Origin of the sequence: Streptomyces sp. NPDC020681 (genome assembly GCF_044334895.1) — a bacterium.
In the GTDB taxonomy this organism is placed as follows: domain Bacteria; phylum Actinomycetota; class Actinomycetes; order Streptomycetales; family Streptomycetaceae; genus Streptomyces.
Genome location: NZ_JBIRTX010000008.1, coordinates 118,867 through 138,415, shown reverse-complemented (window position 1 = coordinate 138,415; position 19,549 = coordinate 118,867). Strand labels below are relative to the sequence as shown.

At 68.9% G+C, this 19,549-nt stretch carries 7 protein-coding genes; 3 read left to right on the top strand and 4 right to left on the bottom strand.

Annotated features, from left to right (window positions below; genetic code table 11):
* Positions 1 to 77 precede the first annotated feature (77 nt).
* Together ACH4YL_RS20790 and ACH4YL_RS20785 are read right to left on the bottom strand one after the other, a co-directional pair.
* Positions 78 to 2,003 carry a tachylectin-related carbohydrate-binding protein gene (locus tag ACH4YL_RS20790; RefSeq protein ID WP_398508857.1) on the bottom strand — a complete coding sequence of 642 codons (1,926 nt, stop codon included), beginning with the start codon at positions 2,001 to 2,003 and terminating at the stop codon, positions 78 to 80.
* 87 nt (positions 2,004 to 2,090) lie between these two features.
* Positions 2,091 to 4,574: a YfhO family protein gene (locus ACH4YL_RS20785; RefSeq protein ID WP_398508856.1), complete on the bottom strand. Its 2,484-nt coding sequence runs from the start codon at positions 4,572 to 4,574 to the stop codon at positions 2,091 to 2,093.
* Positions 4,575 to 4,698: 124 nt separating this feature from the next.
* Between ACH4YL_RS20785 and ACH4YL_RS20780 the strand changes: the two genes are divergently transcribed.
* Positions 4,699 to 5,676, top strand: a complete 978-nt coding sequence (locus ACH4YL_RS20780) for a glycosyltransferase family 2 protein (protein WP_398508855.1) — start codon at positions 4,699 to 4,701, stop codon at positions 5,674 to 5,676.
* Positions 5,673 to 6,089, top strand: coding sequence for a GtrA family protein (locus ACH4YL_RS20775; RefSeq protein ID WP_398508854.1), 417 nt, complete (start codon positions 5,673 to 5,675; stop codon positions 6,087 to 6,089). Before ACH4YL_RS20780 ends, ACH4YL_RS20775 begins: the two co-directional genes overlap by 4 nt.
* A gap of 3 nt (positions 6,090 to 6,092) precedes the next feature.
* Here ACH4YL_RS20775 and ACH4YL_RS20770 read toward each other — a convergent pair whose 3' ends face one another.
* On the bottom strand, positions 6,093 to 7,586 hold the full coding sequence (locus ACH4YL_RS20770; protein WP_398508853.1) for a D-glucuronyl C5-epimerase family protein: 1,494 nt from the start codon (positions 7,584 to 7,586) through the stop codon (positions 6,093 to 6,095).
* An 89-nt stretch (positions 7,587 to 7,675) separates the two neighbouring features.
* Complete coding sequence (locus ACH4YL_RS20765) at positions 7,676 to 9,580, bottom strand: tachylectin-related carbohydrate-binding protein (RefSeq protein ID WP_398508852.1); 1,905 nt, start codon at positions 9,578 to 9,580, stop codon at positions 7,676 to 7,678.
* 296 nt (positions 9,581 to 9,876) lie between these two features.
* Between ACH4YL_RS20765 and ACH4YL_RS20760 the strand changes: the two genes are divergently transcribed.
* Positions 9,877 to 19,545: a polymorphic toxin-type HINT domain-containing protein gene (locus ACH4YL_RS20760; protein ID WP_398508851.1), complete on the top strand. Its 9,669-nt coding sequence runs from the start codon at positions 9,877 to 9,879 to the stop codon at positions 19,543 to 19,545.
* Positions 19,546 to 19,549 lie beyond the last annotated feature (4 nt).

Genomic DNA, 19,549 nt, shown 5'->3' with positions numbered 1-19,549 from the left:
TGCCTTTCTCTCTTGGGCAGTACGCCGAACGCCGCCCGGTCCAGACGGGACCGGGCGGCGGCGGGGCGGGACGCGGGTCAGCCGACCTTGGCGATGTTGACCTGGTTGTCGGCGGTGCGGTAGGCGTACGCCCACGTCAGGCCGCCGCCGACGGAGTAGGTGAAGGCGACCGGATCCGTGGCCGAGGTGTCGAAGGTGAGCCGCTGCCAGGTGCGCCATTCGCCGCTGCCCTGGGTCGTCTCACCCGTGTTGTAGATGTAGCCGTCGCTGCCGCGGACGACGAGCTCCGTGTTGCCGGTGAGCGGCGAAATCACCGTGCTCGGGGAGCCGTTGGCGACCAGCGGATCCGGCAGCGGATCCGGCGCGCCGGGCTCCTTGGCCACGTCCGGCAGGACGCTCCACTCGCCGTACGCGCCACCCTCGGCGGCCTGGACGGCCGTGACGACCTTGCCGTTGGCGTCGGTCGCGAAGACGCGGATGCGGTAGCCCGGGTAGACCACGGGCGAGAGCGTGCCGGTGACGGCCTGCGTGCCGAGCGAGGCCCACGCCGAGAGGGTGCCGGCCTCCTTGAACAGGGCGGTGGACAGCGTGCCGTCGGCGTTCGTGCCGAACAGCTGGATCCCGTCCCGCACGGTGACGGCGGTGAGCGGACCGCTGAGGCCCGAGCCGGACAGCGGCATCCAGCCCATGAAGTCGACATTGGCGCGCTGCTGGATGCGGTACCAGGGCTTGCCGTTGGCGTCGACGGCGAACTGGGTCATCAGCCCGGTCGGCGTCTTGGCGGTGACGGCGTGCTGCGCCATCGCGCCCGCGAGGTTGATCCAGCCGCCCCAGTCGGCCGAGCCCTTGGCGGTCTGGTTGCGCTGGAAGACGGCGCCGGAGGTGAGATGGCCGGTGACGACGACACGGCCGTCGGTGTGCTCGGACAGCGACGGCGGGCCGGTGAAGGCCTCGTTGCCGGAAATCGCCGTCCACTGCGCGCTGTTGAGGTCCGCCGGGTCCATCCGGCCGTGCACGAGGCGGCCGATGTTGTCGGTGTACGCCAGCTCCAGCTTTCCGTCGGCCGCCTGCATGACGGCGGTGCGGCTGTAGTTCTCCAGCGGCACGGACGGCGAGGCCGGGGTGTGGTTGACATCGATCCGGCAGCCGTCGGGCGCACCGGAGACGGCCTTGTAGGCGGCCCAGCCGCTGGCCTCGACCTGCTTGTTGTAGACCGGGAAGTCCCGGATGCCCTCGTCGAAGCGGTAGTACGTGACCGCGCCGCCGCCCTTGACGCGGAAGAGCGTGTCGCCGCCGTAGGAGGTCAGCCACTTGGTGTCGGACCAGTCGGCGGCGGACTCCAGGACGTGCTGCTCGATCCAGCGCTGGCTGGTCACGTCGTAGCGGGAGCGGTAGAGCTTGCCGTCGGTCGCCGAACGGCCGTAGATCACACCCTTGTCGGTGGCGTAGATCGCGTTGTAGCGGTCCCAGCCCTGGGCGACGATCTTTCCGCTGCCGGTCACAAAGGTCTGGGTGGCGGCGTCGTACTTGTTCCAGCGCAGGGTGTCGCCGGCCAGGGTCCAGATGTAGCCGCCGCGGTCGATGGTGATGTCGTCCGTGCGGCCCGCGTTGTCGAACTCCGCGAAGCCGGTGCTGATCTTGCGGTGGTGCACGTCCCACGTGGTGGTGGCGGTGATGCGGTGGGAGTAGTAGAGGCCGTCCGACTTGATCCCGTAGAAGGACGCGCCGGGACCGGCGAGCATGTGCCCGTAGCCGGTCCAGGTGGTGTCGATGACGCCACCGGCCGGCAGGGCCGAGCCGTTCAGCGGGTCGGGCATGTCCGACCGGATCAGCTTGCCGGCCGTGTCGAGCATGTAGGTCGGGCCGATGCCGTTGCAGGTGACCGGGGCCGCGGCCGCGTGCGCAGGGCCCGCGGGCAGCGCGACAAGCAGCGGAAGGGCGACGGCAAGAGCAGCGGTGAGAGACGTGCGTCTTATGTGGGCACGCGGTGAAGTCCTCGTCATGGACTGGACGTTAGGCGTCGTACGGTGAACGGTGCGGTGGCCTTCACATGAACAAGATCCATCGCAAGGTCACTTGTTGATGAACAGTCAGTGAGCTTGACCTGCCGGTTCGTTGGACTTCCCGGCGATCTGTGTGGCATTGCCACCTTTACCGGTGCCGGTCTCGTCTCCGGTCCCGGTCCCGGTCGCGGTCCCGGTGCCGTCCGCGCTCCGCGGCCGCGTCCGCTGACGGAACCTCGGCAGCAGCGCGATCAGCGCGAGCACCGCCAGTCCGGCCCCGCCCATCGCCGCGCCCGCCTTCAGGCCCGGCGGGCGGAAGGAGCAGTCGACCGTGGTCGTCTTCCCGTCCAGCGGCACGGAGACAAGCCCCTGGTAGGAGTCGGCCGGCTTGCCGTTGCAGCTCCAGCCCGCGATCCGGGGCGCGGCGAGGACCGCGCGGCCGGTGGATCCCGGCGGCAGCTCCGCCCGTACACCGCTGTCTCCGACGTCGACCGACACCGCGCCGGTCTTCTTCAGCCCGTCCACGGCGGCGGTGAGCCTGTTGTGGTCCAGGCAGCCGAGGGTCGTGCGGTTCGGGTCCTTGCTGTAACCGACCTTCTCGCCCGGCGAGTCGACCGTGCCGAGCGAGGTGAGCGCGGCCCGCCGCTTGGGCTGACCGCCGCGCAGGGTGACCCAGCCGGAGTCGCCGAGCCTGGCCTTGCCGGTGAAGTTCGGCGCCCAGAGGAAGACCTCGGTGCCGACCGGGCAGGAGCCGTCCACCGGATCGCCGTAGACGTCCGAGCCGAGCAGCAACTCCTGGTTGCGGAACGGGTTCCAGTCGTACGGAGCCTCCGGGCCCGCGGGCCGCACGGTCACCAGCGGTGGCACTTCCGCCGCCCGCGTCACCTGAGGGTCCTTGCCGGGCGCGGTGCGCCCGCGTGCGCCGACCGAGAAGATCGCGTCGGTGACCGGATTGTCCAGCGACTGGATGCTGCGTCCGTTGGACGTCCAGCCGGCACCGAGCGCGGCCATCGTGCGGGTGAAGACGTCCGGAGTGTGGCTGCTGTAGTAGCCGCCGCCCTGGCCGCCGAGCAGGATCGGGTCGTTGCCGGTGATCTGGTCGCGGCCCACATCGGTGCGGTACTCCGGCCAGCCGTCCGCCTTCGCCACGGCCGCCGCCCGCTCGTCGTGCGCCGCGCCCCAGGCCGGGTAGTCGTCCAGCCTGCCGAGCTTCTGCCGGTCGGCGTACGCGGTGGTGGCCGCGGCCTGCCCGACCAGCGCACCGGCCAGCAGCACCGCGGCGAGCACGGCGAACCGTCCGCGCCGCGCCAGCACCAGACCGCCGGCCACCGCCGCGAGCCCGGCCGCGAACAGCGGGAACGTCCAGCCGGTGACCAGGTCGCTGCCGGACGCCCCGAGCGCGATCAGAGCCACCACGGCCCCGCCGCCGAGCAGGGCGCGCCGCCCCGGCCACTCGTACGAGACTCCGGTCCAGGCGGCGATCACCAGAATTCCGGCGAAGGCGAAGGTCTGCCGGTAGGGGCTGCCGTTCGGAGTGGCGAAGACATGCCACACCAGATGGGTCGGCCCGAACTGGAGCGACAGCAGGGTCGCCACCGCGAGTGAAGTCCACACGATGCGCTCGCGCCGCGGCACCGCGCCGTTGAAGGCGAGCGCGGCGGCCAGCAGCAGCGCGCCGCCGCCGATGAACATCGCCGGAGTGAAAAAGCTGTACGTCGCGGGCAGGGTGCGCGCGAACACATCGGCCCAGCCGGCCGGCGCGAACTCCTTCGTCCAGCCCGGATAGGCGTGCTTGGAGCCGAGAAAGACCGGGATCAGCACGGGCCCGGCCAGCGCGATGCCCAGCAGCACGGTCCGGGTGGCCCGCAGCAGTGCCCGTATCCGCATCCGTGCGTTCGGCTCCTCCAGCAGCAGCCGCATCACCAGCACCAGCGCGGCGCCGATGGTCGCCATGTACGCGGTGTAGAAGTTGGCGATCCACGCCACGGCCACCAGCAGCGGCCCGAGCACCGGCCGCCGAGCCGTCCGTGCCCACTCGCCGACCAGGCACAGCACCGGGAAGGCGACCAGGCCGTCCATCCACATCGGGTTGTACGAGGCCTCGACGACGGACCAGCCGCACAACGCGTACGAGGCACCGAGCACCCCGGCCATCCACCAGCGGCCGCCGCTGTCCTTGCGCAGGGCCAGCAGCAGCCAGGCCATGGCCGCGGCCGCCGTGGCCATCTTCAGCAGTGTGACCACATAGACCGCGAGATCGATCCGGTCTCTCGGGAACACGCCGACCAGCACCGAGTAGGGACTGGTCAGATAGGTCCCGAGGTCCGGCAGAAAGCTGGTGCCGTATCCGGACTGCCAGTTCAGCAGCAGTCCGCCGTCGGCCCGCCCGTGCAGCAGATCCCATAGATGCGCATGAAACGGCACAAATTGATTGCCGAGGTCGTTCACGCTGCGGGTTTTCTCCCCGAAGGGGAAGCTGCGGGCGACGGCGTCACCGGCGCACACGGCCGTCACGGTGATCAGCGCGGCGAGGGCGGCGGCACGGCCGCGCACGGAATGCAGAGTCGACATGATTCCTCGAATATGCCAGCGACTTCCGGCAAAACATCACATGGGCCGCTCAGTTCACGAAATGGTCGCCTATAAGTAACGTGGGGAATCCACCGCTGACATGCGGGTGGGTTGTTGTTCTTCCGTGCTGATCTCGATAGTTGTCCCGTGCTTCAACGAAGAGGAGATCATCGGCCGCTTCCACGACCATGTGACCGCGGAACTCGTCCTGCTGGGGCAGGAATTCGAGCTGGTCTATGTCGATGACGGAAGCCAGGACCGGACGCTCCCTCTCCTCGAGGAGATCGCCGAGGCCGACCCTCGTACCCGCTATGTGTCCTTCAGCCGCAACTTCGGCAAGGAGGCGGCGATGCTCGCCGGCCTCCAGCATGCCGACGGTGACGCGGTGGTCATCATGGACGCCGACCTCCAGCATCCGCCGGAGCTGGTGCGGCGCATGCTCAAGCTGCACGAGGAGGGCTTCGACCAGGTCATCGCCCGCCGCACGCGCAAGGGCGACCGGGTCACCCGCACGCTCACGGCGCGCGCCTACTACTGGCTGATCAACCGGCTCGTCGACGTCGAACTCGTCGACGGCGTGGGCGATTTCCGGCTGCTGTCGCGCCGCACCGTCGACGCGATCCTGGAACTCACCGAATACAACCGGTTCTCCAAGGGTCTCTTCGCCTGGGTCGGATTCCGCACGACGACCTTCGAGTACGAGAACGCGGTGCGTGAGCAGGGCCGGTCCAAATGGAGCTTCGGCAAACTGCTCAACTACGGCCTCGACGGCCTGCTCTCCTTCAACAACAAGCCGCTGCGCGCCGCGGTCTATCTCGGCCTGCTGCTGGTCACCATCGCCATGGCGTACGCCGCCTGGATCGTGGGTGTTGCCCTGGTGAACGGCGTGGACACCCCCGGGTATGTCACCCTTCTCGTGGTGGTCACCGCACTCGCCGGCGTACAGATGCTGATGCTGGGGGTGGTCGGCGAGTATGTCGGCCGTATCTACTACGAGGTGAAGCGCCGGCCGCACTTCCTGGTGAAGGCCACCAACGTGGGCCTTCCGCGCCAGCAGGGCGACGATCGGCAGAAGAACAACGGGGAGCTCGTAAGACGATGACGGTCCGGGTCCAGATGGTCAGATTCGCCCTGGTGGGAGTGGTCAACACCGGGACGTACTACGGCCTGTATCTGGCCCTGCTGACCTGGCTGCCGTATGTCGCGGCGCATGTGATCGCCTTCCTGCTCAGCATGGTCGGGTCCTTCTTCCTGACCTCGTACTTCACTTACCGGACCCGGCCGACCTGGCGGAAGTTCCTGCTGTTCCCGCTCACGAACGCGGCGAACTTCGTGGTGACGACGACCGGGGTCTATCTGCTGGTGGACGTGCTGCACTTCGGCAGCCGGTACGCGCCGCTGATCGCGGCGGCGGCGGCGATCCCGATCACGTTCGTGGTGTCCCGGACGATCATGCTGCGACCGGAGCCGGAGCGAGCCCGCGAGGAGCCCGCTCCGGTCGGCGTCCGGCGTTGAGGATCAGCGTCCGTCGGTGAGGACCTGGGCGCACGGAGCCCAGAAGCCGGTGAGCGCGCCGGCGGTGATCTGCACCATGGGCCGGCCGTTGACGATCGACCTCCGGTCGAAGGGAGCGTTGGAGTCCTTGGCGAACTCCACCGTCTTCGTGGCCTCCACCGCACCGTCCGCCGCCACCTTGTAGCAGGTGATGCTCTGGTTCGCGGGAAACGTGGCGACGCGCTGCGGCCGGTACACGGACCGGAACCACTCGCCGAGCAGATACACCTTGGGGAAGTACTCCGGCACGTACCAGCCCGTGTACGCGCCTTCCTTGATCAGGTAGTGCACGCCACGGCCCTCGATGCGCACCCGCAGGGAGGCGGGCGCCTGCGTGTCGCGTGCGAAGGTCACGTCCTTCGTCGCCGTGACCGCTCCCGCGCCGTCGAACTTGTAGAAGGAGTACGGCCCCGCCGCGAAGGCGACCGTGCCGCCGTCCGTGCCCAGGTTCGGGTGCGGATAGTCGTCCATCAGCACGTCCGACAGGTAGGCGTGCCGGACGCTGCCGGAGAGCCAGTGCAACTGGCGCAGCAGATTGATGTGGACCGGGTGGTAGGACGCGGTCGGGATGCTGTGGGTCAGGCAGTAGTCCGACATCCAGCTCTTGTTGCGCATGGCGCCGAAGTACGCGTCGAACGTCGTCAGCGCGCCGTCGAAGAGCTGCTGCGCCAGCAGGTTCCCGGTCAGCCGGTGGTAGTCCCACAGGCCGAGCGCCGCGTACATGAAGCCGTTGTACGTGTAGTCCGACGTGCCCGGCGCGTCCATCGGGTACTCGTGGATCCACAGATACCCGGCACCGTCCTTGGCGACCACCCAGGGCTTTGCGTCGTCCCCGCGCAGCAGCGACGCGAACGCACCGTCGGCCGCCATGCGGTAACCGGCCCGCTCCTCCTCCGAGACCCCGTCCAGCTGCACGAGTTGTGCGAACAGGCTCAGCGCCTCGCCCTGGGCCATGCCCGAATACCACGGTGCCTGGTAGGCGATCCCCGTGTGCACGGCATGCGCCCAGTCGAAGGGATACGGGAAGTACCAGGCGCCGCGTGCCTCCGTACGGCGGTCCATCAGCCGCTTGGCCTGGGCCCTGGCCCGGTCGAGGTAGAAGACGTCGTTCGTCTGCCGGTAGCTGGTGATGTTCTGGAGACCGAACTGGATCTGGCCGACCGGGTGGTCGTACAGCACCCCGTCCACCTCGAACATCCTGACCCCGTCGGCGTCGTGCGGCGCGGTGTCCACGCGCTCGGCCTTCCGGTCCCGCCACGGCTGCATCACGTCCGGCACGTCCGCCGCGCAGGTGTAGCCGCTGGTCCTGAAGTCGAAGGGCAGGGCGGTGGGGACGTCGTCGGCGTGCGCGGGCACGGCGAAGGGGCCGCCGAACGCCAGGGCGGCCCCGGTCGCGGCGCCTCCCGCCAGCCGGATGAAGGTCCTGCGCCTGAGCCGGTCCCGGCTCGCGTCGGTCATGCGTTCTCCCCGTCTTGGTGTCTGGTGTGTGGGTGTCGTGGGACGTCCGGGGGCGGCCGGTCCGGCCGCCCCCGGACGAAGGGGCACGCTCAGGAGACCTGGTAGATGCGCGTCTGGTTGTCGGTGGTGCGGAAGACGTAGGCCCAGGTCGGACCGGTGGCGTTCGTGTAGGTGAAGGCGGTGGGCTCGGTGGCCGCGGTCTCCTGGCCGACCTTCTGCCAGGTCCGCCAGGAGCCGCTGCCCTGTGCGGTCTCACCGGTGTTGTAGACATGGCCGTCGGCGCCGCGGACCACGATCTCCGTCTTGCCGGTGACCGGTGAGATGACCGCGCTGGGGGACCCTTCGACGGTCAGCGGGTCGATCGGGGAGCCGTTCTCCTGCGCCGAGTCGCCGACGTGGGTCCACTCGCCGTACGGACCGGCCTCGGCGGACTGCGTGGTGGTGACGAGCTTGCCGGCGGCGTCGGTCGCGAAGATCCGGATGCGATAGCCGGGGTAGATCACGACGGCCGGAGTGCCGCTGAACGTCTGGCCGCCGATGGCCGTCCAGGCCGACAGGGTTCCGTCCTCCTTGAACAGCGCCGTGGACAGCGTGCCGTCCGCGTTCCTGCCGAAGAGCTGGATGCCGTCACGTACGGCAACGGTGCTGAGCGGACCGGTGAAGCTGGTGCCGGAGAGCGGCATCCAGCCGAGGAACTCCGCGTTGGTCTTCTGCTGGATCCGGTACCAGGGCGCGCCGCTCGCGTCCACGGCGAACTGGACCAGCAGCCCGGACGACGTCCTGGCGGTGACCGCGTGCTGGGCCATGGCCCCGGCCAGGTCGGTCCAGGCGGACCAGTCGACGCCACCCGGGTCCTTCTGGGTGCGCTGCCAGATGCCGCCCGAGGTGTTGTGCGCGGTGACCACGACCCGGCCGTCCGGCTGCTCACTGATCGTCGGCCGGCCCGTGAAGGCCTCGTTCTCCGAAATCGTCGTCCACTGGACGCTGTTGACATCGGACGGGTCGGCGATGCGGCCGTGCACGAGGCGGCCGATGTTGTCGGTGTAGGCGAGCTCCAGCTTTCCGTTGGAACCCTGGACGACCGTGGTGCGGCTGTAGTTCTCCAGCGGGACCGAAGGCGCAGCGGGCGTGTGGTTGCCGGTCAGGCTGCAATTGTCGGGCCGGGACGTGACGTTGGGAAAGTTCTGCCAGCCGCCGGCGGCGACCTCCTTCGCGACGACCGGCCAGGTGCGGGTGTTCTCGTCGTAGCGGTAGTACAGCGCCTCGCCGGAGGTCTCCACGGCCACCACGGTGTCGCCGCCGCCCGCGGTGATGGTCTTGAAGTTGCCCCAGGCCGCGGAGCCGACGAGGACATGCCGCTCGATCCAGCGCTGGCTGGTGAAGTCGTAGCGGGAGCGGTAGAGCTTGCCGTCGGTCGCCCGGCCGTACAGGACGCCCGAGTCGCCCGCGGTGATCAGGTTGTACCGGTCCCAGCCCTTGTCCAGGATCTTCAGGGACTTCAGACCGTTGATCGTGGAGTCGTACCGGTAGGCGTACAGCTGGCCCAGGTTGTCGGCCACCCACAGCCAGCCCGCCCGGTCGACGGTGGCCTGCTCGCGGTCCGCGGCGTTCGCGAGCCAGCCGAGAGCCGTGCTGACTCTCTTGGGATTGACGTCCCAGGTGCCTGCTTCGGTGCGGTGTCCGTAGTAGGTGCCGTCCGACTTGAAGGCGTAGAACTCGCCGTTCGGACCGGCGAGTACCTTGCCGTAACCCCCCCAGCCCGCGCCGACCTTCTCGTAGCCGGAGAACGTCGATCCGGCGAGCGGGTTCGCCATCTTGTACTGCAGAAGATCGCCGGCCGCGTTGGTGACGTATGTGCGTCCGTTGGCCGGGCAGGTCGCCGAGTCGGCGGCGTGTGCCGTGCCCGGGAGTGCCACGAGCAGCGGCAGCGCGGTGGCGGCCGTCGCGGCCGCGGTGATCCAGCGCCGACGGGCGCGGGACGTGGTGATCGACATGATGAAGTGCCCCCCTTTGGCAGTTTCATGAGCCAGGAGCGTTGGATCGGTCTCCTGGCATCGACACATTAGCCAGACGATCACCAGAAACGACGTCAAGTGGGCGCGACAGCACGGCAGTTGGTGAGCCCGGTCACAGACATCGTGGACAGTTGATCACGGTCCGGTGAACCTCGGGTGAATGGTCACCGCACCTAGTCGACATGGTCATCACAACCCGGCAGGATTCGTGTGCTCATTCGAATACGTTCTGTGGGGGGACGCCGGTGTACCGGAGACTCGCGCGCAATTTCCGTATGGCCAGGCTGGTTCGCAGCCGCTGGGCCAAGGTCATCGGCGTCGCAGTGGCGATGGTGCTGGCCGTGGGCTCGCTGGCCATCGCGGGCGTGGGCTTCCCGTTCCTCCCCGACGCGCCCGACGCGGCCAAGGGCCCCGGCCAGCGCTGGGGCAGTGCCGAGGGGCGCGGTCATCTCGTCGGCGGGCCCGGCAACACCGAGGCCCCGCAGTCGCTGCGCGCCAAGTACCCGCTGAAGAGCCCGGCCGTCGCCCGGCCCGCCGCACGGAGCAACACCGCGGAGGTCGGCGCGGCCCCGGCGCCGAAGCTCAAGGGCTTCGACCGCAGGACCAGCAAGGAGATCGTCTCCGAGCGCGACCAGCGCAGCCGTACGTACGAGAACGAGGACGGCACCCGCACCAGCGAGCTGTCCACGACGCCCATCAACTACCAGGACGCGCGCGGCATCTGGCGTCCCATCGAGGCCGCTCTCGTCGAGGAGGACGGCGGCTGGGACAACGCCGCCGACTCCGTGAATGTGAAGATCGCCGGCCGTGCGGACGCCGCGCAGCTCGCCGCGGTCACCTTCCCCTCCGGTGAGTCCTTCGGCTACGGCGTGAGCGGCGCCGCCGCCGCCAAGGGCAGCGCGGACGGCAACAGGGTCGCGTACGAGGAGGTCCTGCCCGGCACCGATGTCTGGCTGGACTCGCAGGCCGGCGGGGTCAAGGAGACCCTGGTCCTGAAGTCAGCCGACGCGCCCTCCGGGTTCGTCTTCCCGCTCACCCTGAAGGGTCTGACCGCCCGCGCCGGCAACGGCGGGATCGTCCTCGCCGACGCCGAGGGCCGCACCAAGGCCGTCGTCCCGGCCGGCTTCATGGAGGACGCCAAGGGCGCGGTCTCGCACGCAGTGCGGTACGAACTCGTCGAGCAGGACGGCGGCCAGGCGCTCAAGGTGTCGGTCGACCGCGGCTGGCTCAACGACCCGGCCCGTGCCTTCCCGGTCCTTCTCGACCCGTCCGTCGACACCACCGCCGCCTCCACCTCCATGTACGTCAGGGACGGCGGCCCCTCCGTCGTCGGCTCCAGCGAGCTCCATGTCGGCAAGAGCCCGACCGGCGCCACCTACTCCTTCCTCGGCTTCCCGGGCCTGGACACGGAACTGCGGCGGCACCGGATCTTCGGCGCGCAGCTGCAGATCGTGAACTTCGACTCGGCGTCCTGCAAGCCGCGTTCCGTCTCCGTCCACCCGGTGACCGGGTCCTGGACGGCCGGCACAGGCACCTCCTTCCCCGGTCCCTCGGTGGGCGCCTCGCTCGCCTCCAAGTCCTTCGCGTACGGCCATGTCGGCTTCGGCCAGTCGCAGTCCGCCTGCCCGGCGGCCGGTGAGCTGTTCGACCTCGGCAAGGGCGGCCGCGAGCTGGTGCAGCGCTGGGTGGACGGCACACAGGCCAACAACGGTCTGTCGCTGCGGGCTTCGGCGTCCGACTCGCTCTCGTTCAAGAAGCTGACCGGCCACAGCACGGCCAACCCGCCGAAGCTGTTCGTCACGCACTCGCCGTACAGCGCGACGTACTCCTTCCCCAAGCCCGTCCCGGACCCGCCGGTCCTGCAGAACCAGGCCGGCAAGGTGAAGGCCAACGTCACCAACAAGGGTGCGGAGACCTGGACCCCGAGCACGTACTACCTCGCGTACCGGGCGTACGACTCCAAGGGCAAGCTGGTCACCCAGCAGCGCGCGGGCACGCTCACCGGCAATGTCGCGTACGGCGCGAAGACCACGGTCGACGCCACCATCAAGGCTCTGCCGCCCGGCGTGTACATGCTCGACTTCACGATGGTCCGCCACGGCGGCAAGGTCTTCACCGACGAGCAGGTGCCGCCGGGCCGGCTCACGCTCCAGGTCTTCGACATCGCGCCGGTGGTCAAGGAGCAGTTCCCGCCGAACGGTTACCAGGCGCAGACGCTCACCCCGCAGCTGTGGGCGGCCGGTATCGACATCGACGCGCCGCCCGGCTCCACGCTCCAGTACAAGTGGGAGATATGCGAGGCGGACAAGGACGGCAAGCCGACCGGCTGCACCACGTCCGCCTACCAGACGAGCTCCGCCTATCCGGTCCCGGCCGGACGGCTGAAGTGGGGCAAGACCTATCTCTGGCGCGGCTTCGTCAAGGACGCCTCCAACGAGGTGCCGACCGCGCAGGTCGCCCTGGTCGCCGCCGTCCCGCAGCCGGAGATCACCTCGCGGCTCTCGGAGGCGCAGGGCAAGGAGTTCGACCCGAACGTCGGCAACTTCACCACCGCGGCGATCGACGCCTCGATCAGCGGTGTCGGCCCCGAGCTCCATCTCCTGCGGACGTACAACAGCCTCGACCCGCGGCGTGACCTCGCCTTCGGCGCGGGCTGGTCGACCCGCTACGACATGCGGCTCACTCCGGACGACGACGGCAGCGGCAATGTGGTCATCCGCTACCCGGACGGCCAGGACGTCCGCTTCGGCAAGAACGCCGACGGCACCTTCGCGCCGCCGCCCGGCCGGTTCTCCAAGCTGACCCTCGACGCGACCGCCGGCACCTACAAGCTCCAGGACAAGTCCGGTACGACCTACGACTTCAGCTCGTCCGGCCTGCTGGTGAAGATCACCGACAAGTACTCCAACATCGTCAACTACACGTACTCCGGCGGGAAGCTCCAGACCGCGGTCAACCCGCGCAACTCCCGCTCGCTCACCTTCACCTGGACCGGCGCGCATGTCACCAAGGTGTCCACGAACGCCGTCGACGGCGCTCCGCTGAGCTGGAACTACACCTACACCGGCGATGTGCTCAACAAGGTCTGCGACCCGCTGACCGGCTGCACTCAGTACGGCTACGGCGCAGGCAGCCACTACCGCACCGCCGTCCTGGACTCCCGCCCGGAGTCGTACTGGCGCCTCGGCGAGGACGAGGGCGCCGCCGCCAACAGCACCATCGAGGCCAACCTCGGCAAGGACCGCGGCACTTACTCCAATGTGACGCTCGGAGCGGCCGGAGCGATCACCGGCGACCCCGGCACCGCCGCGACCTTCAACGGCACCAGCTCACGCGTCGATCTGCCGTCCGGCACGCTGAAGAAGAGCCGCGACTCGGCCGTCGAGGTGTGGTTCAAGACCATCTCGACCGGTGTCGGCGGACCGCTGATCGGCTACCAGAACAAGGCGTGGGGCACCGCGCCCGGCGTCGGTGTGCCCGCGCTGTACGTCGGCACGGACGGCAAACTGCGCGGCCAGTTCTGGACCGGCACCGTCGCGCCCATCACCGACATCACCAAGAACGTCAACGACGGCAAGTGGCACCACGCGGTCCTGTCCGTCTCCGGCTCCACCCAGTCCATGTACCTGGACGGCAAGCTGTCGGGCACCATCACCGGAAAGCAGCTGGTCGGCACCGACCTGACGTTCAACCAGATCGGTGCGGCCCACGCCTCGACCCCCGCGTCCTGGCCCGGCTGGGGCACCGCGGGCGCCAAGTCCTTCGCGGGCACCATCGACGACGTCTCCGTCTACCACCACCCGCTCGGCTCCGCGGCCGCCGCCAACCACTACCTCGAAGGCACCCGCACCGCCGACGTCCTGACCAAGACCACGCTGCCGTCCGGCCGCGTCGCCTCCGAGGTGCAGTACGACACCTCCCGCGACCGCGTCGAGGAGTACACCGACACCCACGGCGGCACCTGGAAGATCGGCACGCCTGCGGTCTTCGGCAACGACAAGGACCTGCGCCGCACCGTCGAGGTCCACGACCCGCTGGACGCCCCGTACTTCTACGAGTACGACGGCATGACCTCGCGGATGCTGCGCTACGGCGAGCCGATGGCGCTCGTCGCCCGCGAGGGCCCGTCGCCCTCGCCGTCCGGCACCACCCCGCCCGACGAGATCTGCACGCAGCCGGATCCGGGCGACCCGGCCTTCTGCACCAATCCGCCCGGAGACGGCGGCAGCGAGCCCGACTTCATCCGGCATCCGGTGGACGGCGTCGCGATCCGCCTGTTCGAGTACAACGACAACGGCTTCCAGACCGGCATCGTCAGCGAGAACGGCGACAAGGTCGGCCTCGGCTACGACGACCGCGGCAATGTGACCAGCCGTACCACCTGCCGGGCCAAGGACGACTGCCAGACGTCGTACACCACCTACCCGGCGACCACGGACGACTTCGACCTGAAGGCGGACCAGCCGACCGAGACCCGCGACGGCCGCTCGTCCGGCCCGACGGACAACCGCTTCCGCACCACGTACCAGTACTTCCCGAGCGGCGCGCTCCAGCAGCAGACCTCGCCCGACGGCGGCTCGGTCAGGCACACCTACACCACCGGCGCCGAGCCGGCGATCGGCGGCGGCAACACACCCACCGGGCTGCCGCTGACCACCACCGACCCGCGCGGCAAGATCACCCGCTACCAGTACTTCAAGAGCGGCGACCTCGCGCAGGTGACCGAACCGTCCGGTGAGGTCTCGAAGTTCACCTACGACGCGCTGGGCCGCAAGCTCACCGAGACCGTGGTCACGGACGCCCAGCCGTCCGGCATCACCGTGACGCTCGCGTACGACAAGCTCTCCCGGGTCGTCTCCACCACCGACCCGGCGGCGACCAACGCCGTCACCCAGGCCAGGCACCAGCAGCGGACCGTCACGACGTACGACGCCGACGGCAGTGTGGTGCGCACGGAGATCAGCGACCTCCTCGGCGGCGACCCGTCGCGCGTGATGACCTTCGAGCTCGACGACCGCGGCCGTCCCGAGAAGGCGATCGACGCCGAGGGCAGCGAGACGACGTACACCTACGACGTCCTCGGAAACAAGACCTCGATGGTCGACGCCAACGGCAACCACTTCTCGTACGCCTACACCGCGCGCAACATGCTCGCCGAGACGCGGCTGCGCGACTGGGAGGACGACGGGGGCGACGACGACAGCACGGTGCTCCAGTCGTACGCGTACGACATGGGCGGCCGGGTCGCCCGGCACACCGACTCGATGGGCCGCACGCTGCTCTACCAGTACTACGGCGACGACCTCATCAAGTCGATCACCATGAAGGACTTCCACAACCCCGACGGCAGCAAGCGCGACATCGTCATCGAGTCCAACACGTACGACGGCGCCGGAAACGTCCTCACCGAGACGTCGAACAACGGAAAGCTGGTCACCGAGCACACCTACGACGCCGTGGGCCGTGAGAAGTCGACGGTCACCGACCCGACCGGGCTCGCGCGCCGGACGACCTTCACCTACGACCTCGCCGGCAATGTGGAGACCACGGCATCCAGCGGCCAGCCGTCCAACGTGCCGTGGCCGACCAGCGTCACCGCCGAGACGGTCCGCTATGTCTACGACGACGCGGGCAACGCCAAGCAGGAGACCGTCGAGAACGGCGCCAGCCCGCGCTCCACGGTCTACGAGTACGACCAGCGCGGCCTGATCAAGTCCAAGACCGACTCGGGCGGCAACAAGACGGAGTACGCCTACGACGAACTGGGCCGCTCCCTGTCCGTCACCGCGCCCGCCGTCCAGACCGAGTCGAACGGCTCCGCGCCCGTCTCGTCCCGGCCCACCACCTACACCGGCTACGACACGTTCGGCGCCGTCACCGAGTCGGTCGACGCGCTCGGCAACGTCAACCGCACCACCTACGACCGGCTCGGCCGGACGGTCACGAGCACCGCGCCCGCCTACACGGCGCCCGGCTCGGCCCAGCCCGTCACTCCGACGGTCACCAACACCTATGACGCGCTCGGCAATGTGACCGAGACGACCGACCCGCTGGGCCGCGTCACCAAGTTCAGCTACGACCGCCAGAACCGGATGACCGTCAAGGACACACCGGTCGGCACGGGCGACGAGCGCGCACAGTGGAAGTACAGCTACACCCGCACCGGTGAGGTCCTCTCGGTCGCCGACCCGAACGGCTCGCGCGCCGAGACCACTTACGACGACCTGGACCGCCCGGTCACCTCCACCCAGATCGAGCGGAAGCCGCAGCCGGGAGCCTTCACCACCCGCCACGAGTACGACGACTCGGGCAATGTGGTCAAGCAGACCGCGCCCGGCGGCGGCGTCTCCCAGTTCACCTATGACGCGCTGGGCCAGCTGACGCGCTCGGTCGACCCGTCGGGTGTCAGCACTCAGCTCGGCTACGACATGATCGGCCGCCAGGTCCGGATGTCCGACGGACTCGGCCGCACCTCGTCCAAGCTCTACGACGGGCTCGGCCGGCTGGTCCAGGACGCGGACCTCGACGCCACCAACAGCCAGCTGCGGAAGGTCACTTACGGATACGACACGGTCGGCAACCTCACCACGTCGACCGACCCGCTGAACCGCACCACCAGCTACGCGTACGACGCGCTCGGCCGCCTCACCGGCCAGACCGAACCGGTCTCGGACACCAAGTCGATCACCACGTCCTTCGGCTACGACGCGCTCGGCAACCGCACCCGGTACACCGACGGCCGCGGCAACAAGACCGTCTACACGGTCAACAGCCTGGGCCTCGCCGAATCGGTGATCGAACCGTCCACCGCGCGCGACCCCGCGCCCGAGTCCCGTACCTGGACGACGGCGTACGACAAGGCCGGCCAGGCCGTGAAGCTGACCGCACCGGGCGGCGTGCTGCGCGAGCGCGAGTACGACAAGGCCGGTGAGCTGGTCCGCGAGACCGGCTCGGGCGCGGAGACCACGACGCCGGAGAAGCGGTTCCAGTACGACCCGGCGGGCCGCCTCACCAAGGCGTCGTCGCCGAAGGGCGACAACACCTACGAGTACAACGACCGCGGCGCACTGCTGAAGGCGGACGGCCCTTCGGGCACGGCGAGCTACGACTACAACAACGACGGCCAGCTCACCAGCCGCACCGACGCGGCGGGCACGGCACAGTTCGGCTATGTCAAGCAGCAGCTGAACTCGGCGAAGGACCCGCTCACCGGCACCTCGCAGAGCTACGGCTACGACGGCGCGGGCGCGGTCAAGAACGTCAACTACGGTGCGGGACAGTCGCGTTCCTTCACCTATGACGACCTCGGCCGCATCGACACCGACACCACGAAGAGCAGCGGCGGCACGACGGTCGCGGCCGTCGACTACGGCTACGACTCGGACGACCACCTCACCTCCAAGACGACCGTCGGCACGGCCAAGGCCGGGGCGAACACCTACGACTACGACGACGCGGGCCGGCTCACGTCCTGGACGGGCGACGGCAAGACGACGGAGTACGGCTGGGACGACAGCGGCAACCGGGTCAAGAACGGCGACAAGACCGCGACGTTCGACGAACGCAACCGGCTGCTCTCCGACGGGGACTACACGTACGACCACACCGCGCGCGGCACGCTGTCCACGCGTACCAGCTCCGGACTCACCGAGAACTTCACGTTCGACGCCTTCGACCGCATGACCAAGGCGGGCGAGTCCGGCACGGAGTACACCTACGACTCGCTGGACCGGGTCTCCGCGCGCAACGGCGTCGACTTCGCCTACGCGGGCTTCACGCCCGACCCGGTGAAGGACAACGGCTCCACGTACGGGCGCGGAGCGGCGGACGAGCTCCTCTCGGTCTCCGAAGGCTCCGGTCCCGCGCAGCTCACGCTCGACGACAAGCACGGCGACGTGGTCGGCAACATGTCGCCGACCAACGGCGCGGCGACCTCGCTGACGACGTCGACGGCGTTCGACCCGTTCGGCGCGGCGATGGCCGAGACGGACATGCCGGGCAACGCCGGCTACCAGGGCGACTGGACCGACCCGGACACCGACCAGGTGAACATGGGCGCGCGCTGGTACGACCCGGGCACCGGCGTCTTCGACTCGCGCGACTCGTACAACTACGCGTCGGGCGCCTCGATCCTGGCGAACCGCTACACCTACGGCGCGGGCGCGCCGATGGACTACACCGACCCGGACGGCCACTGGCCGAGCTGCGGCTGGTGCAAGAAGACCTGGAACAAGGTCAAGAAGAACAAGTACGTCCGCGCGGCGGTCAAGGGCGCGAAGGCCGTTGGACGCGCCGTGGTCTACACGGTGCGCCACCCGCTCTCCGCGCTGAGGATCGCCACGAGGTTCGCGGGCGCGGGGTTGAAGTGGGCGTACAAGGCCTCCGGCCTGAAGCGGGTGGTCGACGCGGGCATCAGAATCGCCAAGGACATCCGCAGACAGGGCTTCAACCAATGGGCCAGAGAAAAAGCGGCCCAGGCCCGGCAGGCGGTCCACGAGATGAAGGCGACGATCACCCGCAAGGCCAAGGACGCGGCGGCCTATGTCGCCAAGCACAACCCGATCCCGGAAATCGTCGCCGCGGTGAAACCGCTGATCACGGTCGCCGCGATGGTGGTCACCGCCGACCCCCGCCTCCCCGCCATGCTGCTCAGCTCGGCCCGCGACGTGATCATGGACGCGGCGAAGGCGGTCGACTCGATCCGCCAGGCGGCGGTCGAACAGGTCGGCGCGATCGTCGAGGACGTCAAGAACTCGGTCGACTGGGGCGAGGTTTGGGAAGGCGTCAAGACGGTTGGCAACGTGGTCGCCGAGGTGACGGGCTACAACGACATCAAGAACTGCGTCACCAAGGGCGACATGGAGGCATGCGCCTGGGCGGTGGCGACGGTGGCGGGGGCGGCGCTGGGAGGTGTCGGTGCGGGGCTGGTCCGGGCGGCGAAGGCCGGGCGGATGGCGACGAAGGCGGCGAAGTACGCCGACAAGATCGGCAAGGTCGAGGACACGGTCGAGAAGGTCGAGACGGCCGTCGGCGTGGCGGAGTGCCTGGCCTCGAACAGCTTTGTCGCCGGAACGTTGGTCACGATGGCCGACGGCTCGTCCAAACCCATCGAACAGGTCGAAGAGGGTGACGAGGTCCTGGCCACGGACCCGACGACCGGCAAGACCTCCAAGGAGGAGGTCACCGACACGATCGTCGGCAAGGGCGAGAAGCACCTGGTCGAGCTGACGGTCGACACGGACGGCAAGCGAGGCACCGCCACCTCCAAGATCACCGCGACGGAAGGCCACCCCTTCTGGTCCCCGTCCCTGAAGAAGTGGCTCAAGGCCGGCGAACTGAAGCCGGGCCAGTGGCTGCAGACGTCCAGCGGCACCTGGGTCCAGGTGGACGCGGTCCGGGCGTGGACGCAGCAGGCAGCGGTCTACAACCTGACGGTGGACACGGCGCACACGTACTTCGTGGCGGCCGGGGCTGCGGCGGTCCTCGTCCACAACTGCGACGTCGCGCTCGGAATGCGTGACGACGGTGACCACAGGCAGTTCTCGAAGGACAGAGGCTTCAAGCACTTCCTGGACGAGCACGTCGATACGTGGCGTGGGCCGGTGGACAACGCCATCAGGGACAGGAACGTGACTCTGCATGTGAACATGAAGGGGTTCTCCGCCGATGGCTTCGAAGGAGCGGTGGAGAGGGCGCTCGGACGCCATGGAGCTTCCCCGAAGGCGACGGAAGAGGAAATGCTGATGATTGCCAGAGCAGTTGTCAGTGGGGAGCGGGACTGGAACAGCATCAAGTGGTACGACAAGGCCGGAGACAGCGTGCGGATCGATGAACCGGACTGGGGCAGCCGGTTCCCCTTCAACCCCAAGAAGGATCAGGGTGTTCGTCTCCGCCCGCACGTCACCGACTCGAGCCCGTCGTGCGGCTGTGGGCGCCGGCGATAGCCAA

What these genes read in the sequence shown, in the direction of transcription:
- ACH4YL_RS20790 (WP_398508857.1), bottom strand. Translation starts at nt 2,003, where the DNA reads ATGACGAGGACTTCACCGCGTGCCCACATAAGACGCACGTCTCTCACC.
- ACH4YL_RS20785 (WP_398508856.1), bottom strand. Translation starts at nt 4,574, where the DNA reads ATGTCGACTCTGCATTCCGTGCGCGGCCGTGCCGCCGCCCTCGCCGCG.
- ACH4YL_RS20775 (WP_398508854.1), top strand. Translation starts at nt 5,673, where the DNA reads ATGACGGTCCGGGTCCAGATGGTCAGATTCGCCCTGGTGGGAGTGGTC.
- ACH4YL_RS20770 (WP_398508853.1), bottom strand. Translation starts at nt 7,586, where the DNA reads ATGACCGACGCGAGCCGGGACCGGCTCAGGCGCAGGACCTTCATCCGG.
- ACH4YL_RS20765 (WP_398508852.1), bottom strand. Translation starts at nt 9,580, where the DNA reads ATGTCGATCACCACGTCCCGCGCCCGTCGGCGCTGGATCACCGCGGCC.
- ACH4YL_RS20760 (WP_398508851.1), top strand. Translation starts at nt 9,877, where the DNA reads ATGGCCAGGCTGGTTCGCAGCCGCTGGGCCAAGGTCATCGGCGTCGCA.